This is a genomic window from Actinoplanes sp. TBRC 11911, assembly GCF_012933445.1.
GTDB lineage: Bacteria > Actinomycetota > Actinomycetes > Mycobacteriales > Micromonosporaceae > Actinoplanes.
On record NZ_JABBNC010000001.1, the window covers coordinates 1 to 25,204 of the forward strand.

Annotated in this window: 19 protein-coding genes; 8 read left to right on the forward strand and 11 right to left on the reverse strand. The window is 70.7% G+C overall.

All coding sequences use genetic code 11. The features are described from left to right. Positions 1 to 376 precede the first annotated feature (376 nt). The 7 genes from HH310_RS00005 to HH310_RS45155 all read right to left on the reverse strand — a co-directional run bounded on the left by HH310_RS00005 (position 377) and on the right by HH310_RS45155 (position 10,527). Complete coding sequence (locus HH310_RS00005; RefSeq protein WP_169173266.1) at positions 377 to 1,852, reverse strand: oligosaccharide flippase family protein; 1,476 nt, start codon at positions 1,850 to 1,852, stop codon at positions 377 to 379. A gap of 1 nt (position 1,853) precedes the next feature. Then, the gene (locus HH310_RS00010; RefSeq protein WP_169173267.1) at positions 1,854 to 5,540 is read right to left on the reverse strand and encodes a DUF4082 domain-containing protein; all 3,687 of its coding nucleotides are present in this window, start codon (positions 5,538 to 5,540) and stop codon (positions 1,854 to 1,856) included. Positions 5,541 to 5,656: 116 nt separating this feature from the next. After that, the gene (locus tag HH310_RS00015; RefSeq protein ID WP_169173268.1) at positions 5,657 to 6,742 is read right to left on the reverse strand and encodes a DegT/DnrJ/EryC1/StrS aminotransferase family protein; all 1,086 of its coding nucleotides are present in this window, start codon (positions 6,740 to 6,742) and stop codon (positions 5,657 to 5,659) included. Further along, positions 6,739 to 7,371, reverse strand: a complete 633-nt coding sequence (locus tag HH310_RS00020; protein ID WP_169173269.1) for an acetyltransferase — start codon at positions 7,369 to 7,371, stop codon at positions 6,739 to 6,741. Before HH310_RS00020 ends, HH310_RS00015 begins: the two co-directional genes overlap by 4 nt. Then, positions 7,368 to 8,510 (reverse strand): DegT/DnrJ/EryC1/StrS family aminotransferase, encoded by a 1,143-nt coding sequence (locus tag HH310_RS00025; RefSeq protein WP_312033713.1) that lies wholly within the window; start codon positions 8,508 to 8,510, stop codon positions 7,368 to 7,370. The genes HH310_RS00020 and HH310_RS00025 overlap by 4 nt, the downstream gene beginning before the upstream one ends. Then, the gene (locus tag HH310_RS00030; protein ID WP_312033714.1) at positions 8,492 to 9,457 is read right to left on the reverse strand and encodes an NAD-dependent epimerase/dehydratase family protein; all 966 of its coding nucleotides are present in this window, start codon (positions 9,455 to 9,457) and stop codon (positions 8,492 to 8,494) included. Before HH310_RS00030 ends, HH310_RS00025 begins: the two co-directional genes overlap by 19 nt. Next, on the reverse strand, positions 9,454 to 10,527 hold the full coding sequence (locus HH310_RS45155) for a Gfo/Idh/MocA family oxidoreductase (RefSeq protein WP_312033715.1): 1,074 nt from the start codon (positions 10,525 to 10,527) through the stop codon (positions 9,454 to 9,456). The genes HH310_RS00030 and HH310_RS45155 overlap by 4 nt, the downstream gene beginning before the upstream one ends. Before the next feature lie 246 nt (positions 10,528 to 10,773). Here HH310_RS45155 and HH310_RS00040 point away from each other — a divergent pair, with 246 nt between their 5' ends. Further along, complete coding sequence (locus tag HH310_RS00040) at positions 10,774 to 11,403, forward strand: acyltransferase (protein ID WP_169173271.1); 630 nt, start codon at positions 10,774 to 10,776, stop codon at positions 11,401 to 11,403. A gap of 93 nt (positions 11,404 to 11,496) precedes the next feature. Continuing rightward, complete coding sequence (locus HH310_RS00045) at positions 11,497 to 12,924, forward strand: family 43 glycosylhydrolase (RefSeq protein WP_169173272.1); 1,428 nt, start codon at positions 11,497 to 11,499, stop codon at positions 12,922 to 12,924. A 39-nt stretch (positions 12,925 to 12,963) separates the two neighbouring features. Here HH310_RS00045 and HH310_RS43420 read toward each other — a convergent pair whose 3' ends face one another. Next, positions 12,964 to 13,695: a helix-turn-helix transcriptional regulator gene (locus HH310_RS43420; protein WP_169173273.1), complete on the reverse strand. Its 732-nt coding sequence runs from the start codon at positions 13,693 to 13,695 to the stop codon at positions 12,964 to 12,966. Positions 13,696 to 13,823: 128 nt separating this feature from the next. Here HH310_RS43420 and HH310_RS00055 point away from each other — a divergent pair, with 128 nt between their 5' ends. Beyond that, positions 13,824 to 14,078 (forward strand): hypothetical protein, encoded by a 255-nt coding sequence (locus tag HH310_RS00055; RefSeq protein WP_169173274.1) that lies wholly within the window; start codon positions 13,824 to 13,826, stop codon positions 14,076 to 14,078. Here HH310_RS00055 and HH310_RS45160 read toward each other — a convergent pair. Both HH310_RS45160 and HH310_RS00065 read right to left on the reverse strand, forming a co-directional pair. Next, entirely contained in the window at positions 14,062 to 16,965 is a 2,904-nt protein-coding gene (locus HH310_RS45160; RefSeq protein ID WP_211191589.1) for a glycoside hydrolase family 2 TIM barrel-domain containing protein, read from the reverse strand. The genes HH310_RS00055 and HH310_RS45160 overlap by 17 nt on opposite strands. Then, positions 16,962 to 19,280 carry a glycosyl hydrolase family 95 catalytic domain-containing protein gene (locus tag HH310_RS00065; RefSeq protein ID WP_169173275.1) on the reverse strand — a complete coding sequence of 773 codons (2,319 nt, stop codon included), beginning with the start codon at positions 19,278 to 19,280 and terminating at the stop codon, positions 16,962 to 16,964. Before HH310_RS00065 ends, HH310_RS45160 begins: the two co-directional genes overlap by 4 nt. Positions 19,281 to 19,377: 97 nt before the next feature. Here HH310_RS00065 and HH310_RS00070 point away from each other — a divergent pair, with 97 nt between their 5' ends. Beyond that, complete coding sequence (locus HH310_RS00070; RefSeq protein WP_169173276.1) at positions 19,378 to 19,812, forward strand: Rrf2 family transcriptional regulator; 435 nt, start codon at positions 19,378 to 19,380, stop codon at positions 19,810 to 19,812. 8 nt (positions 19,813 to 19,820) lie between these two features. After that, a complete protein-coding gene (locus HH310_RS00075) occupies positions 19,821 to 21,005 on the forward strand; it encodes a globin domain-containing protein (RefSeq protein WP_169173277.1) in 1,185 nt (394 codons plus the stop codon). A gap of 34 nt (positions 21,006 to 21,039) precedes the next feature. On the opposite strand, the gene HH310_RS00080 is transcribed toward HH310_RS00075, so the two are convergent. Beyond that, the gene (locus HH310_RS00080) at positions 21,040 to 22,083 is read right to left on the reverse strand and encodes an iron-siderophore ABC transporter substrate-binding protein (protein ID WP_169173278.1); all 1,044 of its coding nucleotides are present in this window, start codon (positions 22,081 to 22,083) and stop codon (positions 21,040 to 21,042) included. 101 nt (positions 22,084 to 22,184) lie between these two features. On the opposite strand from HH310_RS00080, the gene HH310_RS00085 reads away from it, so the two are divergent. The 3 genes from HH310_RS00085 to HH310_RS00095 are packed head-to-tail and all read left to right on the forward strand — an operon-like array spanning position 22,185 to position 25,074. Continuing rightward, positions 22,185 to 23,234, forward strand: a complete 1,050-nt coding sequence (locus HH310_RS00085; RefSeq protein ID WP_169173279.1) for an iron ABC transporter permease — start codon at positions 22,185 to 22,187, stop codon at positions 23,232 to 23,234. Further along, positions 23,231 to 24,265 carry an iron chelate uptake ABC transporter family permease subunit gene (locus HH310_RS00090; RefSeq protein ID WP_312033721.1) on the forward strand — a complete coding sequence of 345 codons (1,035 nt, stop codon included), beginning with the start codon at positions 23,231 to 23,233 and terminating at the stop codon, positions 24,263 to 24,265. The genes HH310_RS00085 and HH310_RS00090 overlap by 4 nt, the downstream gene beginning before the upstream one ends. Next, on the forward strand, positions 24,262 to 25,074 hold the full coding sequence (locus tag HH310_RS00095; RefSeq protein ID WP_169173280.1) for an ABC transporter ATP-binding protein: 813 nt from the start codon (positions 24,262 to 24,264) through the stop codon (positions 25,072 to 25,074). Before HH310_RS00090 ends, HH310_RS00095 begins: the two co-directional genes overlap by 4 nt. Positions 25,075 to 25,204: the final 130 nt, after the last annotated feature.

Consider the following 25,204-nt stretch of genomic DNA (forward strand, 5'->3'; position numbering starts at 1 on the left):
AGGTCTGGAAAATCTGCTGCAGACGCCTGAGCGGGGCAGACGCGCGGACGGACCGGCGGGCGGGATAGGGGACGTAACGAACGACGGATGCCATGGGCTGCCGCGGGACGAGCCGGGACCACCTGCCGCGATGACCGGGCCGGAGGACTCGCTTGGAGGACTGATCAGCCGGGGCGCGGGGCGAAAACATGCGCAAGGCCCGGACGGGGGCGCGCGCACGGCACGGCGGGCGGGACGGGCACGGCACGGCGGGCGGGACGGGCACGGCACGGCGGGCGGGACGGGCGCGCGGGCAAGGGCCGGAAGCCGGGGACGGCCCGGTGTTGCAGGGAGAGTGGCCGTAAAACCTAGGGGACTCTTCGTACGCCGTACGGGCTCAGGCTGGAATGGGGGTTGCCTCGGGGGAATCGTTGCCGACCGAGCGCAACGAGCGGACCGTGCCTCGCATGCCGTAGAGCAGGACGCCCAGGGCGGCGCCGGCGGCCAGGCCAGCGACGGCGACCGCGCCGAAATCGTTGGTGATGAGGCGTGCGGCCAAGGCGGAGACCAGCGCGACGCACGCGGCGGCCAACGCGGGGGCGGCGAGCCGGCGGGCGACCTGGGAGGTGGCCACGCCGGTGCGGGAAAGCTCGAACAGGTAGATCGGCGCCACCACGAAGGCGGCCACCGCGAAGGCCGCGAACGCCGCGCCGTCGACGCCCAGATAGTGCGCGCCGGCCCACAACGCGGGGGCCAGCGCGGCCAGCCATACCAGCTGCACCGTGAACACGACGCGGGTGTGGGCCAGCACGACGAAATAGTCGTAGACGAGCTCGAACAGGATGCGCAGAGCCGCCAGCAGACCAAGCCAAGCCAGCACGGTGGCGGCCGGCTGCCAGGCCTGGCCGTAGACCAAGGTGATCAGCGGGTCGGCGGCGGCCGCGAGCACGATGCAGGCCGGCAACGTGATGGCGGCCAGCAAGCCGCCGGTCGACAGGAAGGTCGCGCGCATTACCGGTGGGTCGTGCTGCAGGCGGGCCAGCAACGCGGGCGCCACCGAGCGGACCGGCAGCGCGAACATCTGGGCCGGCCAGTTCGACAGGTTCGCGGCCAGGACGTAGAAACCGAGCGGGACCGGGCCGAGGACCGCGCCCACGACGAGTTTGTCGACGTTCGTGACGGCGAACACGACGATGCTGGAACCCGCCAGCGGCAGGCCGAATTTGAGCAGGGCGCGCGCCTTGAGCGGGTCGAAGCCGAAGCGCAGCGAGCGCGGCGCGAACGCGATGAACAGGGCCGCGCCGACCGCCGAGCCGGCCAGCTGGCCGATCGCCAGGCTCATCGCGCCGGTGCCGGCCAGCGCGAAACCGACCGAGGTGAGCGCGCTGGTCCAGCTGCTCACCTGGTCGGCGACCATCTTGCGGTCCTGGCGGAAGGTGCGCTGCAGCATGGCGACCGGCGCCGCCGCGATGCCGCTGACGATGACGCTGAGGCCGAGGACCCGCACCACCGGGGTGGCGGCCGGGTCACCCATCGCGGCGGCGAACGCGGGCGCGCCGAAGAAGCAGGCGGCACAGATCAGCGTGCTGGAGAGCACCGAGATCGTGGTGACGGTCGGCGCGATCTCCTTGGGGTCGCCCGGCCATCGCACGATGGCCAGGCTCACGCCCAGCTCGTTGAAGCTCAGCACGGCCAGCAGCGCGACCGTCGCGACCGCGAAGGTGCCGAACTCGTGCGGCCCGAGGACCCGCGCGAGCACGATGCCGATCGCGAGCTGGCTGAACTTGGCCAGCGCGGTGCTGGCGAAGCTCCACCCCAGCGCCCGGCCGGCGCGGGAGAACAGCGAGCCGTCCTCCCGGACTCCCAGACCCATCTCAGTTGTCCGCTGTGAACACGACGTCCACGTAGTAGTTGTGGTCCACGGCGTTGGCCGGGAAGCCGCCGCCGTAAACGTAGGAGCCACCCCCGGCCACCGTACGCAGCGGCGCGTTGACCACCGGTGACTGCAGGCCGCCCACCTCGACCGCGTAATGGCCGGCCGGCGCGGAGTAGGAGACCACGTACGGGGTGTCCGGGTCGATCGATACCGGCGCGGCGAACAGCATGGTCTGCCATCCGGTCGCGCTCTCGCCGACGAACGATCCGCTCGCGAGGAAACCACCGGCCGCGGTCCACAACGTGGCGCTGTGCACCCCGCCGTTGTCCTCGCCCTTGTAGAACCGGACGCCGTTCACCTTGCCGGCCACGTCCGCGGTGAACTTCATGCCGACCTCGACGTCGGCGGGGTCGTTCCAGTTCGGGTTGGCCGGCACGGTGCTCTGCGGGAACACGGTGACCGCCCCGGACGGCACGGTCGGCTGCTGCGGCGGCGGCGCGGCCACGAACAGCGGATCCACCCAGTAGTTCGTGTTGTTCCACGAGCTGTCCGGGAACGTGTCGGACCCGTAGTGGTACACGCCGTTCGACCCGCCCGGCGCGCTGAGCGGCGCCCGCGTCCAGGTGCTGTTGAAGAAGCCGGCCGACGAGGCGTAGTTGCCGCGCGGGGCGTAGTACGAGGCGACGTAGCCGGTGCCGGCCGTCACCTGGACCGGGCTGGCGAAGTAGACGGTCTGCCAGCCGCTGGACGACTCGCTGACGAAGGTGGCCGTGGCCAGCCGCGTCCCGGCCGCGGTGAACAGGCTGCCGGTGTGCGTGCCGCCGTTGCCCGTGCCCTTCCAGAACCGGACGCCGATGACCGCGCCGGACGTGCTGGGCGTGAACCGGGTGCCGACCGAGATCGCGCCGGAGTCCTTGACCGCGGCCGTGTCGGGTGTGTCCGACGCCGAGAACAGGGTGCTGATCGTGGTGGTTCCCGGGTCGGTGGTGAACGACCACGTCTGCGGTGCGGCCATCACGTTGCCGTTGGTGTCGGTCGCCTTGGCCGAGGCCGTGTACTTCTGGCCGGCGGCCAGCGCGGCGGACGGCGTGAACGTCGCGGTCTTCGTGGTCGCGTCGTACGACACCGACCCGGCCACCGAGCCGCCGCCGTTCGCGGTGACGGTGAACTGGACGGTCGCCGCGTTGACCGGCTTGCTGAACGTCGCGGTCGGGTGGGCCGTGGCCGGCACGTACATCGCGTTCGGCGTGGGGGTCACGGTGGTGACCGTGGGCGGGGTGAGCGCCGACGAGTCGAACATGACGTCGACGTAGTAGTTCGTCGCGCCGTACGACTTCACCGGGAACTCCCCCGGGTCGCCGTACACCCCGTTGCCACCGGAGTCGGCGCTGCGCGGCGTGGACAACGGCGGTGCCGTGACGGCGTTGTAGACGAACGCCCACGGGTCGGCGGCGAAGTGGCCGTTGGGTGCGGTGTACGAGGCGACGTACGTGTTCCCGGCGATGACCGGGACCGCGTTCTCGAACGTCATGGTCTGCCAGCCGGACGTGCTCTCGTCGCCGAACGAGCCGCTGGCCAGCAGGTCGCCGTCCACCGACCAGAGCGTGCCGGTGTGCGTGCCGGTGTTGCCGGTGCCCTTGTAGAACCGGATGCCCTTGATGAAGCCGTCGGTCTGCGGCACCACCTTGACGCCCAGCTCGGTGGGGCTCGCGTCGGTGGTCGCCGGAGTGGCCGGCACGCGGCCGCCGAACAGCGACGTCGAACCGGTCAGCGTCACCGTCCGGGTGGCGACCGGACCGATGTTGGCGCTGTCGTCGGTCGAGCGCACCTTGATGGTGCCGACCCCGTCGCCGACCAGATAACCGCTGTACGACCAGCTGGTCGTGCCGCTGGCCGCCGGATGCCAGGTGGTGCCGTTGTCGAGCGAGACCTCGACGCCGCCGACCTGACCGGCGGTGTCGGTCGCGGTGCCGGTGACGGTGACCTTCGCGCCGTTGGCCACCGAGGATCCCGCGGCCGGCGCGGTGATCGTCGTGGTCGGGCCGGTCACGTCGGTGGACGCGCTGGCCGCCCGCAGGTTGCTCATCCGGGTGGCCGGCTGCACATGCATGTCGGCCAGCAGGTTGACCAGCATCTGCTGCATGGGCTGGCTGACCGGCGTCTTCGGGTCGTACGAGCTGTCGTGCTGGTCGTCGAGGCCCCAGGCGAACTGGATGGTACCGGCGCCGAACACCAGCGCCCCGCTCGCCGCCTTGTACAGCGTCATGTTGTGGGTCGTGGTGCCGGGCACGACGTCCTTGCCGAAGTCGGTCAGGTATTCCGGGGTGTCGCCGGTGGTCTGGGACACCCGGATCAGGCCGGCCGGGCGGAACCCGTTGTCCAGGTCCTCGTCCGACTCGTAGCCGACGGTGTGGTCGCCGAGCGGCGTGGACGCCGCCGTCATGTTCTCCAGCCCGCTGCCGCGCCAGATCCGCAGCTTGCCCATGGCCTTGGGCACCGTCATGTTCAGGTCGTCGCTGTTCGACATGAACATGGTGCCGGTCAGCTGGTTCTCCGGGCGGCCGCCGTTGGACGGCGGGCTGTACGTGGGGTCGCGCCAGGTGCCGGTCCACTCGGGCGTCGGGTCGCTCTTGGTCTTGTCCCAGGTCTCCTTGTAGCAGACCAGCGTGCGGTACGCGGTGTTCGCGCCGTCCTTGCTGGTCTCCCACCGGGTGCGCCAGTAGACCTCGTTGCCGCTGAGGAACGCCAGGTTGACGCCGGCGTCGCGGGCCGCCTCGACGTTGGCCCGCTCGCCGCCGGACCAGTACTCGTCGTGGCCGACGGACAGGAACGCCTTGTGGTTGGTGAGCAGGTTGCCGTGCCGATCGGCGTCAATGTCGGTCATGTACGAGACGTCGTAGCCGTTGCGCTCCAGGAAGCGGATCGCCGGGTACTCGTTGCTGAACACGAAGTCCCGCCCGTCGAGCGCGCCCCGGGTGGCGAACGGGCGGTTGTAGCTGATCTTCGTGGCCCGGCCCTGCGGCCCGCCGTAGAAGTCCGAACCGCCGAACGTGTTGTACGCCTGCCAGGTCGCGTCGGACGTCTTGAAGATGACGTCCGAGGTGCTGGCGTCGTCGCGGACCACGAACGTGACGTGGCTGCGCAGCGACTCCTCGGTGTTCGTGCCTTCCAGCAATGCGAAGTACACGCCGGAGACGGAGGTGGCCGGGACCGCCCACGTGGCGGACTGGGCCCACGTGCCGCAGTCGTAGATCTGCGTGGCGTCGTCCGTGACGCACTGGGTGTTCTGGTTCTGCGCCGGGAAGGTCGTGCTGCCGGTCGCCGTCTTCAGCTGCGTGATCTGCCGCGCGCCATCGCCGTTGTAGTAACCCATCCGGAAGATGGTGATCGTGTAGGACGACTGGGCCTGGATCTTGAACTTGACGGTCTCGCCGACGTTGACGCTCATGTCGGTCGTGAAGCCCTGGATCTCGTCGTCGCCGGCCCCGTCGATGTCCCACACCTCGGGGTCGGTGCCGGTCTTCTGGTTCTCGCACACCACCGGGTTGGGTGAGCAGGCCGCGGCCGAGGCCGGGGTGTCACTGCCGATGAGGCCGGCCGCGATCAGCAGGCCGACGCTCGCCAGCGCCACGAATCCCCGGAATGGATGACGCTTCCACGGCCCGGCCGCGACCATTATGTCCATATTGCTCGATCCATTCAGGGGAGTCTTTAATACGCGCGGGAGAGAAATTCAGGGATGACGATAGAACCGCCGTGCCAGCACGGGGACTCCACCGATTGGGCGGTGCCGGAGGAGATTCAGCCGAGCGCGGTCGCCAGAGTGTCCACGACCCGTTCCTGCACAGCGGCGGTGATCTGCGGGAAGATCGGCAGGGACAGCAGCTCGGGGGCGGTGGCCTCGGCGTTCGGGAAGGATCCGCCGAGGTGCGCGAACGCGCCCGTGCGGTGGATCGGCACCGGGTAGTGGATGCCCGCGCCGATCCCGGCCGCGTTCAGCGTGCCGAGCACCTCGTCGCGGCGGCCACCGGGCACCCGCACGCAGTAGATGTGCCAGACATGCTCGTTGCCGTCGAGGGTCACCGGGCGGATGACGTCCAGCCCGGCGAGGAGCTCGTGGTAGCGGGCGGCGGCCGCGCGGCGCAGCGCGTTCCAGTCGGCGAGGCGGGCCAGCTTGGCGCGCAGCACCACCGCCTGCAGACCGTCGAGGCGGCTGTTCACCCCGATCAGGTCGTGCGTGTACTTCTGCAGGCCGCCGTGGCTGCCCAGCGTCCGGACCGTGGTGGCCAGCTCTTCCGACGACGTGACGACCGCGCCCGCGTCCCCGTACGCGCCGAGGTTCTTGCCGGGATAGAAGCTGGTCGCGGCGATGCCGTCCACGCCCGCCGTGCGGCCGTGGCGGGTCGCGCCCTGGCTCTGGGCGGCGTCCTCCACGATGGCGACCCCGGCGTCCTTGAGACGCTCCACCGGGGCCATCTGGCCGTAGAGATGCACCGGCACGATCGCGCGGGTCCGCGGGGTGACGGCGGCGAGCGCGGCCTCGACGTCGATGAGGAAGGTCGCCGGATCGCAGTCGACCAGCACCACCTCGGCGCCGGCCCGGGCGACCGCCTCGGCGGTGGCGATGAAGGTGTTGGCCGGCACGATGACCTCGCTGCCCGGGCCGACGCCGGCCGCGCGCAGCGCCAGTTCCAGGGCGTCCGTGCCGTTCGCCACGCCGACGCAGTGCGGCAGCCCGGAGAACGCGGCGTACTCCTGCTCGAACGCGGCCACCTCGGCGCCGCCGACGAACGCGGTCTCGGCGATGATGCGCTTGAAACCGGCCTCGACCTCCTCGGCCACCTCCGCGTGGGCGGCGGCGAGGTCGACGAGCGGGATGCGGGTCATGATGAAGGCTCCTCGATGTCACGCAGTTTGCGGGCCGGGTTGCCGGCCCAGATCTGTCCGGGCGGGACGTCGTGCAGCACGACCGAGCCCATGCCCACGAGCGACCAGGCGCCCACCGTGACGCCCTCGCGGATGAGTGCGCCGGCACCGATGTACGCGCCGTCCTCGATGACGGCGCCGCCGCCCAGCCGGACGCCGGACGCGATGGTCGCGTAGTCGGAGATTTTGTCGTCGTGGGTGAGTACGACGTGCGGCATGATCGCCACGTGCGCGCCGACTTCGACGTCGGCGGTCAGGACCGTGCCGGCCAGCAGCACGCTGCCGGCGCCGACGACGCTGCCCGCACCGACGACGGCGGTGGGATGTGCCACGGACGCGTAGCGGACGTCACCCAGACGGTCGACGATCTTCTGGCGCGCCCGGTAGTTACGGGGGTTGCCGACGCACACCACGACGGCCGCGTCCATGCCCTTGACGGTGTCGACGCTGCCCAGGATCGGCAGGCCGGAGCGGGTGGTGCCGTGCAGTGCCGGGTCGTCGTCGACGAAACCCCGGACCCGCCAGAGCGCCGCGGCCGCCGCCGTCTCCCGGGCGAAGCCGCCCGCCCCGACGATGACCAGGTCGTTCACCGCCGGGCCATGTCCCTCAGCACGCCGGCGATGTGGTCCTGGTCGTCCTCGGTGAGCTTGTGGTGCAACGGCAGGATCAGCGAGTCCCGGGTGATCCGCTCGGTCACCGGCAGCGCCGCCGGGGTGACGTCGGCGTACGCCGGTTCGAGGTGCGAGGCCATGATGCCGCGCCGCGCGGACACGCCGCGTCGCGCGAGCTCGGCCAGCACCTCGTCGCGGCCCCTGGGATATTCCTCGCGAAGCAGCACCCAGAACGACTGGTAGTTGGTTTGGCCGTGGGCCGGGTCGCGCACCGGCACCAGGCCGTCGATGCCGGCCAGCAGCTCGTGATAGCGGGCCGCGAGCTCCCGCCGCTGCGCCACCAGCCCGGCCAGCCGGCCCAGCTGCACCAGCCCGACCGCGGCCTGAATGTCGGTCATCCGGTAGTTGAAGGCGGTTTCCAGGTACGCCTCGAGGACCGGCTGCGCACTGGCATGGCGCTCGGCGGCCGAGACGTTCATCCCGTGCTCCCGCAGGCGGCGCAGGCGCTTCGCGCCGTCCGCGTCGTCGAGGGTGACCATGCCGCCCTCGCCGGTCGTGATGACCTTGCGCGGGTGGAACGACCAGGCGGCGATCGCCGCGCCGACCCCCACCGACTGGCCGTATGCCGTGGACCCGGCGGCGCACGCGGCGTCCTCGACCAGCGCGACGCCCCAGCCGTCCGCGGCCTTGCGCAGCGCGGCCGTGTCGAACGGCACGCCGCCCTGATGCACCGCGATCACCGCGCGGGTGCGCGGGGTGCGGACCGCGTCGATCGTCTCGACCGTGAGGTTGCCGGTGGCGAGGTCGACGTCGGCGAACACCGGGGTGGCCCCGACGTGGCGGACCACGTTGGCGGTGGCGATGAACGACAGCGACGGAACGACCACCTCGTCGCCCGGGCCGAGACCGAGCAGCACCAGGGCCAGGTGCAGCCCGGTGGTGCAGGAACTGACGGCGACGCCGTGCCCGGCGCCGACCAGGCCGGCGAACTCCTGCTCGAAGCGGGCCACCCGCGGGCCCTGCGCGACCCAGCCGGAGCGGACCGCGTCGGCCGCCGCGAGGGCCTCTTCCTCGCCGAGCATCGGCACCATCACCGGAATCACTTCGACGACCTCCACCAGTCGACCAGGCCCTGCAGGCCGTCGTGCAGGCCGATCTCGGCGCGGAAACCGATCCGCTCGGCGGCCGTGCTGGTGTCGGCGAGCCGGCGGGTGACGCCGTTGACCGCGCGGGCCGGGCCGTGCTCGGGCGCGAGGTCGGACTTCATCACCTCGCTGAGCGCCGCGGCCAGCTCCTTGAGGCTGGTCTCGGTGCCGCTGGCCACGTTGAAGACGTCGTCGGTGACGTCCGCCTCGGCGGCCAGGATGTTGGCGCGGGCGATGTCGGCGACGTGCACGAAATCCATCGTCTGCAGCCCGTCGCCGAGGATCAGCGGCGGCGTGCCCGACTCGATGCGTTCCATCCAGCGGATCAGCACCTCGGTGTAGAGGCCGTAGATGTCCATCCGCGGGCCGTACACGTTGAAGTAGCGCAGGGCCACGTAGTCCAGCCCGTACATGCTGTGGAAGCTGCGCAGCATGGACTCGTTGAACGCCTTGGCCGCGCCGTAGAAGGTGTCGTTGTTGTACGGGTGGTGGCGTTCCGTGGTGGGGAACTGCTCGGCCAGGCCGTAGACGGAGGCCGACGAGGACGCGACGACCTTGCGCACCTTCTCGGCGGCGGCCGCCTCGAGGACGTTGAACGTGCCGTCGACGAGCACCTCGTTGGCCAGCCGCGGTTCCTCGGCGCACTGGGTGATGCGGATCGCGGCGAGATGGAACACCAGATCCTTGCCGGCGGTGAGCCGGCGCACCGTTTCCTGGTCACGGATGTCGCCCTCGACCAGTCGCACCGGGCCGTTCGCGGCGGCCCAGGCGAGATTGTCCGCCCGCCCGCGCACCAGGTTGTCCAGCACCACGATCTCACTCGCGCCGCCGCGGACGAGCTCGTCCACCACGTGCGACCCGATCGTGCCCGCTCCGCCCGTGACGAGGGCACGCGCGCCCTCGATCCGTACCGCCGTCACGCCAGTTGCCCTTCGTCCAGCTTGATCATCGTGCCGCCCTCGGCGAGGCTTCGCGAGGCGGCCTGCAAGATTTCCAGTACGCGCAGCCCGGACCGGCCGTCGGTCAGCGCGGGCGTGCCGGTGGTGATGGCCCGGCCGAACTCCTCGACCATGGTGCGCAGCGCCTCCCGCTCGGTGAGCGCGGGCGCGACCATGTCGCCGGAACGGTACGAGATGAGGATGTCGCGGCGCTGCTCGTCGCCCAGCTCGTCCGGGGAGGCCACGTCCACGCCGCGGTCGTAGATGGCCAGGCGCTGGCTGGGGTTGAGGTCGTCCCACACCAGGGTGCGCTTGGACCCGCCGAAGATGGCCGTGCGGACCTTGACCGGCGACAGCCAGTTGACGTGGATGTGCGCGATCGCGCCGCTGCTGAGCTGCAGCGTCAGATAGGCCACGCAGGCCCGTCCGGCGCCGATGCCGTCGGCGCCGTGCGCGGCGACCGCGACTGGGCGGATGGCCGGCGGCAGCACGAAGTCCAGAATCGACAGATCGTGCGGCGCGAGGTCCCAGACCACGTCGATGTCGCGCTGCACCAGGCCCAGGTTGATCCGCACCGAGTCGAGGAAGTGCAGGTCGCCGAGCTCGCCGGCGTGCAGCAGCTCGCGGATGCGCAGCACCGCCGGGGTGTAGCAGTAGGTGTGGTCGCACATCAGCGTGAGCCCGCGGCTCGCCGCCTCGCCGACCAGCTCGCGACCCTCCGCCATGGTGGCGGCGAGGGGCTTCTCGACCAGGACGTGCTTGCCGGCGCGCAACGCGGCCATCGCGACCGGCAGATGCGTCCCGGCGGGCGTGGCGATGGCGACCGCGTGCACGTCCGGGTCGGCCAGGACCTCGTCGAGGTCGGCGGTGACCTGGACGGTCGAGTAGGCGCCGAGCACCCGCTGGGCGCGCTCGACGTCGAGGTCGCACAGCCGGCGGAGCCGGAACGACGGCGTCGCCTGGAAGTTGCGGACGAGATTGGGGCCCCAGTATCCGGCCCCGATGACGGCGATTCCGATCGGGTCGTCGAGGGCGGGACGCGATGCAGACACAGACATCCGTTTCGTCGGGAAGCCACGGCTTCGACGCTGATTCCGACGGGAAGCTATCGAGGGTCTCCACTGTCACGCCAGAGCGCGGAGCGAATTACAGCTTCGCCGCGATACGAGCCGGACCGTTCGTCGCGCCGGGGGTACGCCCTTCGGTCAGATTGATGGGACTCGTCGTTTTCCGGACATCGTCCGTGCGGCGTAACCACTACCCTGATCCGACCTCCACGGTGTCGCGAAAGGACTGAAATGACCGATGTCGATGTGACGGTTGCCGCTACCGCCGATGTGGACGGACGCGCGCAAATCGGGGCAGGCACGCGAATCTGGCATCTCGCCCAGATCCGGGAGGATGCCGCACTGGGCCGGAACTGCAACATCGGCCGCGGCGCGTACGTCGGCCCGGGGGTCACCATCGGCGACAACGTCAAGTTGCAGAACTATTCATTGGTGTACGAACCGGCGGTCCTCGGTGACGGCGTGTTCATCGGCCCGGCCGCGGTGCTGACGAACGACGAGTATCCGCGCGCGGTCACCCCGTCCGGCCGCCTGAAGACCGACGACGACTGGACGACCGTCGGGGTGACCATCGGCGAGGGCGCGGCGATCGGCGCCCGCGCGGTGTGCGTCGCCCCGGTGACGGTGGGCCGCTGGGCGCTTGTCGCGGCGGGCGCGGTGGTTACCAAGGACGTGCCGGACTTCGCCTTGGTGGTCGGCGTCCCGGCGCGGCGAGTCGGGTGGGTCGGCCGTTCGGGCCGGCCGCTCGTCGCCGAGGACGGCGGCGTCTGGGTCTGCCCGGAGACCGGGGCAGAGTACACCGAAAAGGACGGTCGTCTGACCGAAAACATTTCGGTCGTTGACGGAGGAAAATCCTTCTGAAAAGGTTTTCGCTGTACTGCTCGGAACGTCGACCGCCGCGTGCCTCCCCGCGCCCGTCGGTTCCACCCTCCCACCCCGTCCGGAGGTAGCAGCATGGTCAGAAAATGCGCCGCAGCGCTCCTGCTGGTGCTCGGTCTCCTCCTCATCCCCGGCCGCGCGGACGCCGCGGTCACGTTCACCTCCACGATCGTCAACACCGCGAACGGCAACTGCGTCACCGTGCCCGGGGGTGCCACCACCAACGGGCTGCAGCTGACCCAGGCGGCGTGCGGAGTGTCGTTCACCCTCACCCCGGTGTCCGGCACGTCCGACACGTACACGATTGCCACCGGGGGCGGCCGTTGCGTCGACGTGTCCGGCGCGAGCACCGCCGACAACGCGCAGATCATCCAGTGGTCCTGCAACAGCCAGACCAACCAGCGGTTCCAGTTGCGGGCGGTCGGTACCAACACGTTCAACCTGGCGGCCGCGCATTCGAGCAAGTGCGTCGCGGCGTCCGGCAGCACGGCCGGGCTGGTTCAGCTGCCGTGCAGCACCGCGGCGGGCCGGGTGTGGCAGCTGTCCGGGTTCCCCACCGGCTCCGCGCACACTTTCACCAACCCGTTGAAGACGCAGGGCCCCGACCCGTGGCTCACCTATTACCAGGGCTTCTACTACCTGGCGACCACGACCTGGAACAACACGATCACGATGCGCCGCTCGGCCACCCTCGGCGGGCTCGCGTCGGCCGCCGACCAGACCATCTTCACGCTGACCCGGCCGAACGGCGCCGGCACCATGTGGGCGCCCGAGTTCCACCTGATCAACGGGCACTGGTATCTGTACTACGTGGCCGGCCAGGAGCCGTACAACCTGGGCACCCAGCGCATCCACGTACTCGAGTCGTCCGGCACCAACCCGATGGGCCCGTACTCGTTCAAGGCCGACCTGCTCGACCCGACGCAGAACAACACGTGGGAGCTCGACCCGAGCATCCTGCAGCTCAACGGCAAGCTGTACCTGCTGGGTACGTATTACAACGGGTCGCAGCCGAACTTCATCCGCGAGCTGTCCAACCCGTGGACCGCCGCCGGGACCCGGCACGTGCTGTCCACCCCCACGTACAGCTGGGAGACGGTCGGCGGGGCGGTCAACGAGGGCGCCGAGGTGCTGCAGCGGGGCGGGAAGACGTTCATCGTGTTCTCCGCGTCGCACTGCTCCACGCCGGACTACAAGCTGGGCATCCTCACCTACAACGGCGGTGACCCGCTCAGCGCGTCGTCGTGGGTCAAGTCGTCGCAGCCGGTGTTCCAGCGCAACAACGCGGCGGCCGTGTACGGCCCGGGCCACAACGGTTTCTTCAAGTCGCCCGACGGCACCGAGGACTGGATCGTCTACCACGCCACCAGCAACTCGCGCGGGAACTGCGACATGAACCGGTCCACGAGAGCGCAGAAGATCTCCTGGAACGCCGACGGCACCCCCAATTTCGGTACGCCGGTAGGCCTGGGCGTGACTCTGACAGCCCCTAGCGGCGAGTGACGACGTCGGTGCCGCTCGCCGGTTCTCCGGCGGGCGGCATCACCGATCAATGCCGAAAACCTTGGAGACCGCGGCCGTACGACTCGACACGTCCAGCCTCGCGAAAATGTTCTCGAGATGCTTGCGGACGGTCGGCTCGGAAATGTAAAGGCGGCGAGCGATCTGAACGTTCGTGTGACCGGCCGCGACCAGGCCGAGCAATTCCCGCTGCCGGGCGGTGAGAATGTCGGTCCGGTCCCGGCCGGCGCGATAGATGCGGTGGAGGTGCGGGCGTAAAAGCGTCAGCAGGCCGCGGTCGCGCTCCGTGAAGTTGTTTCCGCTGCCGCGCCAGAAAATCACCCGTAGCACCCGGCCGGGCCGGCTGGGCAGGCAGAGCATCATCTCGCGGTACCCGACCGGCTTGAGGAATTCGTTGTACATCGGGCTGGCCAGCAGCTCACGATCGGAATAGAAATCCGCCATCGTGGTCACCGTGGTCAGGTCGCCCGTGACGTCGGGGTAGCAGCATCCGCGGCTGTTCCAATAGTGGCGCCAGAACGCCCGGTCCAGCTCGGCCTCTTCCTCGGGCGTAACGCTGTAGATCAGTCCCTCCTCCTGGTCGAATATCTGCACCCGGCGCTCGGTGTCACATTGGGCGAAAGTCACGTTGTCGCAGCCGATCAGCTCGAACAGGCCGGCCATCACCGAGCCGGGAAGCGGGCTGCCGCCGGAACGGTCCTCGGTGTTCGCGATCTCCAGCATCGCCCGCATGTCGCGATCGGTGATGGTCATGCCAGGCATAGGTGTTTCCTCCCCATCCCATAGAGACACAAGACCGCGGCCGGCGCCATACGCGCATGCGCTGATGGCACGGCGGGAAGCCCGGATCGCAGCCTTTGGGGTGATGAGGGAGGGACACCATGTTGATCGAAGCCGCGGCGACCGTGCTGCTCGCCACCGCGCCCCTGCCGGCCTGGACGGATCCACCCGAACCGCCGCGGACCGACCCGTCCTGCACCGTCCGGCGGGAGGTGCTGGCTCAGGTGCTGGTGAGCCGGGGCCTCACCGCGCCGGTCGCGGAGACGTTCGCCTTGTTCACGGTGCCGGATTGCCGCCTGGTCCCGAGCGGGACGGTCATCCCGCTCGGAACGCTGACGCTCACGCTCGGAACGTGAAGCCCAGGTGTGTGTGGGCGGTCTCGAACATCGCGGACGGCCGGACCGGCGGGCCGCAGCTCGCCGAGCCGAGGCCGGTGACGCCGGCCGCCAGGTGCACGTAGAGCAAATCCTCCTCGGCCAGTTCGGAGGCGTGCCGCGCCTGCTCGAGCTGAGCGGTCGACCAGGGCCGCACCGCGACGTCGAACGTCTGATCCCCCTCGATGCGCAGGCCGGACAGGTTGATCCAGCTCACCTCGGAGCGGTTGCCGTTCTCCTGAGGTATCACATATGAGGTCTGAGCCTCCCGCACGGTCATGCGGTGCCGGCCGTGCCACGCCGCCGCCCGCGAGTCGGGATAGCTCTCCCCCGGGCCCAGGCCGAGCCACTCGAAGCCGACCGCACCCGGGTCCGGCGTGCGCAGCGCGATCACGATGCCGAGCCGGGGCAGCGGCAACCGCCATTCGCCGCGGCGCGTGATGTCCACCTCGAGGCGCAGGTCGTCACCGCGGGCCGCCCACGAGTAGGCGAGGTCGAAGCCGCTGTCCAGCCCCGGTGAGCCGTAGCGGACCTTACCGCGTTCGAGGAGATGCCCGCTGAGCAGGTCGAGCCCGGCGGCACGCCACCGCTGCTCCATCGAGATCGTCGCGCCGCGGCCGGCGAAACGGTCGTTCTCGGTCGGCGCGCGCCACGCGTCCAGCCCGAACGAGGCCACCTCGAACGGCCCGAGCCGCTTCGGCGACCGGGCGGGCTCGAACCCGTCGACCGAGACCGCGCGCGGCGCCTCTCGACGCATCGAGGCCGCGTCGGTCGGCCCTCGACCCGCGACCCGCACGCCAGACGACGCTGCACCGAAGCCAAGCGCGCCATATGACCCTCGACCCACCGCGAGCGCGTCCGGCGCCCCTCGACGTGCCTGCGCGCGCGCCGGGATTCGCTCGTCGCCGAAGGTCGCGGTCACGGTGAGCCAGCGGTCGCCGGTGTGCACGGCCGGCTGCGATCCCGCCGTCGATACCCGGCCGGCGTCGAGCGCGGTCTTCGGCAGCGGCACCCGCGCGACGGACAGCGGCTCCACGGCCGGCACCTCCACCGGCCCCGACGCCACCTCGTCGCCGTCCACGGTCAGCGACCACTCGAACGTGACATGTGAGGTATCACTGAAGCTCCAGCGGTTCTCGACCACCAGCTCGTCCGCGTCCACCCGCAGCCGCACCGGGTTGATGACCGCGGCCAGCTCGGTCAGGCCGGGCGACGGCGTCCGGTCCGGGAAGACCAGCCCGTCCACCACGAACGACCCGTCGTGCACCGGCTCGCCGAAGTCGCCGCCGTAGAGGTACGACCCGTCGCGGTAGAGGGCGTGGTCCACCCACTCCCAGATGAAGCCGCCGGCCAGCCGCGGATACGCGTCGATGATCGCCTCGTAGTCGGACAGACCACCGGGCCCGTTGCCCATCGCGTGCCCGTACTCGCACATGATCATCGGGAGGCCGCGCCGGTGCTCGTCGCGGGCCGGATCGGCCAGCCGCGGCTCGTCGTGCCGGCCGATCGCGTCCAGTTCGTCGTAGACCGGATACATCCGGCTGTAGACGTCGACGCTCTCGCACTCGTGGTCGGCCTCGTAGTGGATCGGCCGGGACGGGTCGCGCTCGCGGGTCCACTCGGCGTTGGCGGCCAGGTTGCGTCCCCAGCCGGCCTCGTTGCCCAGCGACCACATGACGACGCAGGCGAGGTTCTTGTCCCGCTCCACGGTGCGCCGCATCCGGTCCAGGTAGACGTCGGCCCACGCCGGGTCGTCGGACGGGTTGCCGCGCCAGTCGACCAGCGAGAAACCGTGCGTCTCGATGTCGCATTCGGCGATCACGTAGAGCCCGTACCGGTCACACAGCTCCAGGAACCACGGGTCGGCCGGGTAGTGGCTCGTGCGTACGGCGTTGATGTGGTGCTGTTTCATCTGTGATATGTCACGTTCCATCGCGGCGCGTGACACGGCCCGCCCGGTATGCGCGTCGATGTCGTGCCGGTTCACCCCGCGGAACGTCAGCGGCCTGCCGTTGAGCATCAGCCGGTCGCCCTCGATGTGCACGGTCCGGAAGCCGACGTCCAGCGTGACCGTCTCGGCTGCGGTGGACACGGTCAGGCGGTAGCGGTGCGGTTGTTCGGCGGACCACGGTCGTACGGCGTCGATCCGCACTTCCTCGCCGGCACCGCCCCGCCGGTCCAGCTCGGGCAGCTCCCAGGTCACCGCCGCGTCGCTGCGCGCCTCGACGCGCAGCACACCCGCGCCCGTCGCATGGTCGTAGCCGGCCACCACGTGCACGTCGTCGATGCCGCCGGCCGGGCGGTGCAGCAGCGCCACCGAGCGGAAGATGCCGGACAGCCACCACTGGTCCTGGTCCTCGACGTAGCTGGCGAAGCTCCACTGGTGCACGCGGACGGCCAGGACGTCGTCGCCGCCGGTCAGCCGGTCGGTGATGTCGAACTCGACGGTGAGCCGGCTGCCGGACGACCGCCCCACCGGCGAACCGTTCAGCCACACCTCGAACCACGAGTCGACGCCGTCGAAGCGCAGCAGCACCCGGCCGCCGTCCCACTCCTGCGGCCGGCGCACGATCCGGCGGTACTCCCCGGTCGGGTTCTGCCGAGGTACCCGCGGCGGATCGATCGGGAAGGGGAAACGCACATTTGTGTACGCCGGTTCGCCGTACCCGTGCAGCTGCCAGTTCGCCGGGACCGGGATCTCCTGCCACGACGTGCCCGCATCGGCCGGGTCCGCGCCCGTGTCGGCGGTGGGTGACCAGGCAAAACGCCACGTCCCGTCGAGTGGGAGGACGCCGGCGTCGGAGGTGAGGCGCGATCGTGGCGGCTCGGCTCCGGTGGGCGGCGTGATGATCTCGTACGGTGCGGTCACGTGGCGCTTCCTTTCGGCGCGAAGGTGTCGAGTTCGACCATGACACGTTCGCCTCGGGTGAGATCGACGGTGGTCCGGCGGCCGGCGAACTCGACGGTCACGGTGGTGCGTCCGGCGGGGCGGCGCGCGCGTAGTCCGATTTCGGTGGGTCCGGTCCGGTTCCAGGCTATGTCGACCGACACGCCCGGCCGGGCGACGAGTCCGGTGACCCGCCCTTCGCTCCAGGCGGCGGGCAGGCTGGGCAGGATTTCGATCACTCCACGATGGCTTTGCACCAGCATTTCGGCAACCGCAGCCACATAACCGAAATTTCCGTCTATCTGGTACGGCGGATGAGCGGCCATCAGGTTGGGATAGAACCCGCCGTGCTCGCCGGCCCGTTCCGGCGGGGCGGGCCGGATCATGAGATCGAGCAGCCGGGACACGTGCCCGGGTTGCCGCAGCCGGGCCCGCAGCGCGAGCTTCCAGGCGAGGGACCACCCGGTGGAGTCCTCGCCCCGATCGTCGATGCTGTGTGACACCGCACCGCGCAGCACCGGGTCGTCCGGGGTGTCCCCCGGGTAGGCGAACACGAGGTGGCTGAGGTGCCGGTGCCCCGGCTCGCCCTGCGCCGGATCGTCGATCCACTCCGGCACCATCCCGTCGGCGCCGATCGCGGGCCCCGGAATCCGCGGCCGCACCTGCCGCACCTCGGCGACCACCGGGTCATCGTCGACGCCGAGCCGCGCGGCCAGCCCGCCCAGCGCGTCGAACAGCCCGGCGATCAGTACCAGGTCCATGGTGGACGAACGGCCCGCCGCCACCACCCGCCCGTCCGGCCCCACGTAATGGTTCTCCGGCGAGGTCGACGGCACGGTCCCCACGGTTCCGTCCGCTTTCGGGCGCAGCCAGTCGAGGCAGAAGGCGGCCGCCCCGCGCAGGATCGGCCAGGCCCGCTTCGCGGCGAACTCGTCGGACGCGCCGAACCGCAGGTGCTCGTGCAGCAGCCAGGTGAGCCACACCCCGCCCATCGGCCAGAACGCCCACGACGGATCGGCCCGCCCGCGCCCGACCGGCGCGGTGAACGCCCACGCGTCGGTGTTGTGATGGGCGACCCAGCCGCGCGCCCCGTAAAGCGTCGCGCCGCCGTTCTCGGACAGCGCCTCGACCAGGTCGACCAGCGGTTCGAGGGTGTCGGCGAGGTCGGCCGTCTCCGCCGCCCAGTAGTTCATCTGAGTGTTGACGTTGATGGTGTAGTTCGAGCTCCACGGCGGCCGCATGTCGTCGTTCCACAGCCCTTGCAGCGTCGACGGCAGCCCACCCGGCGCCGACGAGGACACCGCGAGGTACCGCCCGTACGCGAAGAGCAGCGCCGCCAGCCCCGTGTCCCGTTCGGTCAGCCGCTCCGCCGTGGGCCGTTCCGCTGCCACCGGCCCGAGGTCAAGCGCGACCTGACCATAGCGGCGCGCGTGCTCCCGCTCATGCCGTCCGGCCAGGTCGGACCGGCCGAGCGCCCGATCGACGGCCTGTTTGGCGACGGCTCGCGCGGTCGTCTCGTCCCCGTCCGGCGGCAGCCCGATCCCGGTGAACGTGGTCGCGGTGGCCAGTACCAGATCCAGCCGGCGCACCCCCGCGGAACCCCCGGCTCGTCGCTGTCCGTCATGCGCGACGCGGACCACCACGGCCCCGCGCAGCGCCGCCCCCTCCGCTTCGTCCCAGGCGGGTTCGAGGTCCGGTTCGTGCGGCGGCGGCATGTCGCTGGGCAGCCGCACGGTCATCCACGCACCGTGCTCGTCGGCCTCGTTGCCGTGCACCCGCAACGGCGACGCGAGCCGCCACTCCACGTCCACCGGTCGTTCCGTCTCGACCCGCAGCACCAGCACGGAATCCGCCGCCGACACGAAACAGCTCCACCGCACCGGCGCGCCGTCCAGCAGATACGACACCCGATGGGTCGCGGTCGCCAGATCCAATTCCCGCCGGTACGCCTCGACGACGCCGGCATCCCCCACGGTCAGGTGAAGGTCCGCGAACGGCAGGTACGCCTGCGACCATCCACCTTGGACATCGCGGAGCCGCCGGTCCGCTGCGGCCGGATCGCCGCGATCGATGGCCGCCCGCGCGTCAGTCAGCGCCCGCGCCGCCACCGACGGGTCGATCCGGCTGTTCATCCGCTCGTTGTGCGGGCTGCCGGACCAGGCCGTCCCGTCGTTGATCTGCAGGTGCTCGCGGCCCGGCACGCCGTGCACCATCGCGCCGAGACGCCCGTTACCGAGCGGAAACGCTTCGAGCCAGCCGGCCGCCGGGGTCGCGGACCACAGAAGATGCTCGGACATCGGTTCTTCCTACCGCAGCGGCGGCCGAACCTGACCAGGATGTGGTGATCTCCACTAAACAGGACTCTCGGAGTCCTCTTTTGCTAGCGTCGCTCTCGTGCTTCTGAACCGCGCCACCGACATCGGCCTTCGCGTGCTCATGCTGGCCGCCGCGACGAACGGCCGGCACACGATCGACGATCTGGCCGAATCCCTGGTCGTCCCGCGTCACCACCTGGCCAAGGTGGTGCAGACGTTGCAACACCTCAACCTGCTGGACACGGTCCGTGGCCGGCACGGCGGGGTGAGCCTGGCCGAGGGCGCCGTGAACGTGTCCGTCGGCGGTGTGGTCCGGACCCTCGAGGCCGACGAGGAGGTCGTCGACTGCGACGAGCCGGCGGCGTGCCCGCTGCGGCACGCCTGCCGTCTGCGGCGTGCCCTGTGGCAGGCACAGGAGGCGTTCTACGCCAGCCTCGACGAGGTCACCATCGGCGACCTCACCCGCAAGCCGAGCGGCGAGGTGCTGTTGTCGCTCGGCCGCTCCAGCTCTTAGGAGAGATTGTGCTTTCTGAAACCAGCAGTGCCGTCGTCCGGGCCACGCTTCCCGCGGTGGGTGAGCATCTGGACGCCATCGCGGGCCGGTTCTACGAGACCATGCTCGGCGAGAACCCGGACCTGCTCAACCTGTTCAGCCGCAGCGCGCAGGCGACCGGCGAGCAGCGCCGGGCGCTGGCCGGCGCGATCGCGGCGTTCGGCGCCCACCTCATCGGCGAGGGGCCGTCGTTCGACGCGATCGCCGCCCGGATCGCGCATCGGCACGCCGCCCTGGGCATCCGCCCCGAGCAGTACACGGTCGTCGGCAAGTACCTGATGCGCGCCATCTCCGAGGTGCTCGGCGACGCGGTGACGCCGGACGTGGGCGCCGCCTGGGACGAGGTCTACTGGCTGTTCGCGACCCGCCTGGTCGGCCTGGAAGCCCGCCTCTACGCCGCGGCCGGGGTCGACGACGCGTCGCCGTGGCGTTCGTTCACCGTCGCGCAGCGCCGCGAGGAGGCCGAGGACGCGGTCTCCTTCATCCTGACCCCGGCGGACGGCGGTCCCGCCCCGCAGTTCCGCCCCGGCCAGTACGTGACGGTCGCGGCCGACCTCCCGGACGGCCGGCAGCTGCGGCAGTACTCGCTGTCTCAGGCGCCCGCGGCGGGCGCGCTGCGCATCACCGTCCGGCTGGTGCCCGGCGGCGCGGTCTCCACCCACCTGCACCGCACCGTCGCGGCGGGTGACACGCTGAGCCTGAGTGCCCCGTACGGGAACAGTCTTCTTCTCAGCCCCGGCCTCACCCCGCTGGTGCTGATCAGCGCGGGCGTGGGCATCACGCCGATGGCGTCGATCCTCGACCACGTGGCCCGCACCCAGCCCACCCGGGACGTGACAGTGGTGCACGCCGACCGCAGCCCGGCCCGGCACGCCCTGCACGACGACATCGCGCTGGCCGGCGCCCGGTTGCGCTCGTTCCACGAGATGCTCTGGTACGAGGAGCCGCGCGACGCCACTGACATCCACAGTGGTCTGATCGACCCGTACCGGATCCCGTTGACCGGCGACAGCGACATCTACGTGTGCGGCCCGCTGCCGTTCATGCAGGCCGTCCGCCGCGATCTGCTGGACCGGGGCGTCGCGCCGGAACGAATCCGCTACGAGATCTTCGGCGCCGACGTCTTCGAGTCGCCCCGGCCCGTCGCGGCGTGAGGAAGAGGGGGATTCCGCGGAATCCCCCTCCACATCAGACGGTCGCGCGCCGTACCGGGGTGGCCGGGTTGCCGTCGATCGCGGCGGCCAGCTGCGGGACCAGCTTGTCCAGCAGGAACGGCAGGCTCAACGGCGTCACGAACGAGGTGGCCCCGCCAACCAGCTCCTCGTTCTCCAGGTAGACGTCGCGCCCCTCGGTCTTGACCGCCAGCTTCGCGTAGAGCGGATCCGCCTGCACCTTCGCCTTGTCCGTGTCGTACTTGTCGACCAGCCAGATGAGCACGTCGGTGTCGAGCATGTCGGTGCGCTCCTTCGACAGGTTCGCGCCGAACTCCTTGCCGGTGATCTCGGCCAGCCCGGCCGGCAGCGTGAAGCCCAGATCGGTGAGGAATCGCCCGCGCGCGTCCTGCGGCCCGTACACGTAGTACCCCTCGTACGTGGTCGCCATCAGCCCGGTCTTGCCGGCGAACTCGGGGTGTGCGGCCTTCGCCTCGGCGAATTTCGCCTCGACGTCGCTGACGACTTTCGCCGCCTGCTGGGTGCGTCCCACGGCCGTTCCCACGGTACGCGTGAGGTCCTGCCACGAGACGCCGTAGTCCACCGCGTCCTTCGGCTGCGCCACGGTCGGCGCGATTTTCGACAGCGTCGCGTAGTCCTCCTTCGTCAGCCCCGAGTAGATCCCGAGGATCAGGTCGGGACGCAGCGCCGCGACCTTCTCGAACTGAAGGCCGTCGGTGTTGGTCAGCACCTCCGGCTTCGGCGCGCTGCCCAGCGCGGCGGTGGCCCACGGCCAGATCGCGCCCGGCTTCTCGCCGAACCATTCGGTGGTCGCGACCGGCACCACCCCGAGCGAGAGCAACGCGTCCTGCTCGACGAGTCCGACCACGACGATCCGCTTCGGCTCGGCCTTGACGGTGGTGGTGCCGAATTTGTGCTCGATCGACACCGGGAACGCGTCGGTCGGCGCGGCGCTGGACGACGAAGCCGGCGGCTCCGCATTGCCCCCGCAGGCTGCCAGAAGTAGCAGAAGCCCGGTCGCCGCCGCGATGGCGGTCCGCCGGATGAGGGGTAGCCGCACGGCTGATCCTTTCTCGCGATGAGGAGGCCCCGGATGGTGACCTCGGCGGAAGTGTAGGTTAGCCTTCCCTAACTACAGAAGGCGGATGGACGGAGTTGGCATTGACAACCGGCACCGGCGTGCTCCCGGCGCCTTCGACGACGCCGGCCCGCGCCGACCGCGGCGGTCGCCGGTGGACCGGCCTGCTGGTGGGTGTCGCGGCCCTGGTCGTGGCGGTCGCGCTGAGCATCGCGGTGGGCAGCCGCTCGCTTGGTCTCGGCGTGGTCTGGCAGGTGCTCTGGCACGACGACGGCTCGCCGGCCGCGGTGATCGTCCATTCGCTGCGTCTGCCCCGGACACTGCTCGGCATCGGCGTCGGCGCCGCCCTTGGCCTGGCCGGCACGATCATGCAGGCGCTCACCCGCAATCCGCTGGCCGAGCCTGGTCTGCTCGGCGTCAACCTCGGCGCCTCGACGGCCGTGGTGCTCGCGATCGCGTACCTGGGCGTGGCCGGCGCCACCGGCTACGTCTGGTTCGCCTTCGCCGGTGCCGCGCTGAGTGCGGCAGCGGTGTTCGCGCTCGGCGGTTCCGGCCGCAATCCCACCCCGGAACGCCAGATCCTGGCCGGCATCTCGTTCACGTCGGTGCTCGGCGCGTTGGTCTGGGCCGTCCTGGTCACCAGGCGCGAGGCGTTCGACCGCTACCGGCACTGGGACGTTGGCTCGCTCGCCGATCGGGAAACGGCCACGATCGTGCAGGTCATGCCGTTCATCGCGGTGGGCATCGTGCTCGCGCTCGCGCTGGGCCGCCAGCTCAACGCGCTCAGCATGGGCGACGAGTCGGCCACCTCGCTCGGCGCCCGCCCGGCCCGGATCCGGTTCCTCGGCATGGTCGCGATCACGCTGCTGTGCGGCGGTGCCACCGCGGCGTCCGGCCCGATCTGGTTCCTCGGCCTTGCCGTCCCGTACGCCTCCAGGCTGTTCACCGGCTCGGATCAGCGCTGGATCCTGGCCTACTCGCTGGTCCTGGGCCCGACCCTGCTGCTGCTGTCGGACGTGCTGGGACGCGTTCTCGTGGCGCCCGCCGAACTGCCCGTCGGGGTGGTCACCGCGTTCCTGGGCGCCCCCCTGTTCATCGCGCTGTGCCGCCGCCGGAAGTTGAGTGTGTGGTGAGCCGCCAGATCGTCCTGCGCCGCGGCAGCGGTTTCTCGGTGCGGCTGCACCCGCGCACGCTGATCGCCGGAACCGGCATGCTGCTGGTCGCGCTGAGCGTCTCCCTGGTGAACCTGTCCACCGGCGACTTCCCGGTCCCGGTCGCCGACGTGCTGCGCAGCCTGATCGGCCAGGGCGACACCGGAACCGACTTCATCGTCTACCAGCTGCGGCTCCCCCGGGTCCTGGTGACCCTGCTGGTCGGGGCGGCGCTGGGCGCGAGCGGCACGATTTTCCAGGGCCTGACCCGCAACCCCTTGGGCAGTCCCGATTTCGTCGGCCTGACCGTGGGCGCGACCAGCGGCGCGCTGATCGTCATCCTGCTGATGCACGGCGGTGGCCTGCAGGTCGCCGCCGGTGCCGTCGCCGGCTGCATCGCGACCGCGGTCGGCATCTATCTGCTCGCGTTCCGCCGCGGTGTGCAACCGTTCCGGCTGGTGCTGATGGGCATCGGCGTGTCCGCGATGCTCGACGCGTTCAACTCCTACCTCATCTACCGGGCCCGGCTGGACGAGGCCCTCGAGGCGCAGGTCTGGCAGATCGGCAGCGTCAACGGCGCCGGCTGGACCGAGGTGGCGCTGGTCGGTGTGATGCTGGCGGTGCTGCTGCCGGTCATCCTCTCCTACGGGCGGCACCTGGACATGCTGGCCCTCGGCGACGAGACCGCCACGCTGCACGGGATGCCGGTCGAGCGCAGCCGCATCATGCTCGCGCTGTCCGCGGCCGGGCTCGCCGCCGGCGCCACCGCGGCGGCCGGGCCGATCGCGTTCGTCGCGCTGGCCGCTCCCCCGCTGGCCGCCCGGCTCACCCGCGCACCGCGCGCCGGGGTGCTGCCGGCCGCGCTGATGGGTGCCGCGCTGCTGTGCGCCAGCGACTGGACGGCCCAGAACGCGTTGCCGGCCAACGACATTCCGGTCGGCATCGTCACCGCGGCGCTCGGCGGTGTCTACCTGACCTGGTTGCTGATCCACGAGAGGAAGAGGCTGCGATGACGCGCTTGCGGGCCGGCGAGCTGACGTTGGCGTACGAGAAACGGGTGGTGGTCGCGAATCTCGACGTGGAGATCACCGATGGTTCGTTCACCGTCATCGTCGGCCCCAACGCGTGCGGCAAGTCGACGCTGCTGCGCTCGCTGGCCCGGGTGCTGAAGCCGCAGTCCGGCGCGGTCTACCTGGACGGGCAGGCGATCGCCTCGTACTCGTCGAAGCAGGTCGCCAAACAGCTCGGCATGCTGCCGCAGTCGCCGGTGGTGCCGGGCGGGATCGTGGTCGAGGAACTCGTGGCGCGTGGCCGGTTCGCGCATCAGCGGCTGCTGCGGCAATGGTCGCCGCAGGACGAGGCCGCGGTCGCCGACGCCATGCGGCTCACCGAGGTCGCCGATCTGGCCGACCGCTTCGTCGACGAGTTGTCCGGCGGCCAGCGCCAGCGCGTGTGGCTGGCCATGGCGCTGGCCCAGCAGACCCCGATCCTGCTGCTCGACGAGCCGACCACGTTCCTCGACCTGTCGCACCAGTTCGAGGTGCTCGACCTGTGCGCCGAACTGCACGAGCAGGGCCGCACGATCGTGGCCGTGCTGCACGACCTCAACCACGCCTGCCGGTACGCCACCGAACTGATCGTGATGCGCGACGGCGCGATCCTGGCGCAGGGCGCGCCCGCCGAGGTGATGACTGCCGAGCTCGTGGAGCGGGTGTTCAGCATTCCGTGCCGGGTGATGAACGATCCGGAGACGGACACCCCGATGGTCGTTCCGGCCAGCCGGGCGCGGCGCCGCGGCGGCCTCACCACCGCGACCGCGTGATCGCCGGGCCATCACCGCCTCGCTCCTGTCCAATATGGCCGTCCGGGCGGGCTCCTGCCGGGGGGTGACGCAATCGACGTGGCGCAACTCATGCATCTCCGGACGGCGGCCGCCATACGCTTGTCTCGGA

Coding starts and splice junctions, on each gene's coding strand:
- HH310_RS00005 (WP_169173266.1), bottom strand. CDS start 1,852: ATGGGTCTGGGAGTCCGGGAGGACGGCTCGCTGTTCTCCCGCGCCGGC.
- HH310_RS00010 (WP_169173267.1), bottom strand. CDS start 5,540: ATGGACATAATGGTCGCGGCCGGGCCGTGGAAGCGTCATCCATTCCGG.
- HH310_RS00015 (WP_169173268.1), bottom strand. CDS start 6,742: ATGACCCGCATCCCGCTCGTCGACCTCGCCGCCGCCCACGCGGAGGTG.
- HH310_RS00040 (WP_169173271.1), top strand. CDS start 10,774: ATGACCGATGTCGATGTGACGGTTGCCGCTACCGCCGATGTGGACGGA.
- HH310_RS00045 (WP_169173272.1), top strand. CDS start 11,497: ATGGTCAGAAAATGCGCCGCAGCGCTCCTGCTGGTGCTCGGTCTCCTC.
- HH310_RS43420 (WP_169173273.1), bottom strand. CDS start 13,695: ATGACCATCACCGATCGCGACATGCGGGCGATGCTGGAGATCGCGAAC.
- HH310_RS00055 (WP_169173274.1), top strand. CDS start 13,824: ATGTTGATCGAAGCCGCGGCGACCGTGCTGCTCGCCACCGCGCCCCTG.
- HH310_RS00065 (WP_169173275.1), bottom strand. CDS start 19,280: ATGTCCGAGCATCTTCTGTGGTCCGCGACCCCGGCGGCCGGCTGGCTC.
- HH310_RS00095 (WP_169173280.1), top strand. CDS start 24,262: ATGACGCGCTTGCGGGCCGGCGAGCTGACGTTGGCGTACGAGAAACGG.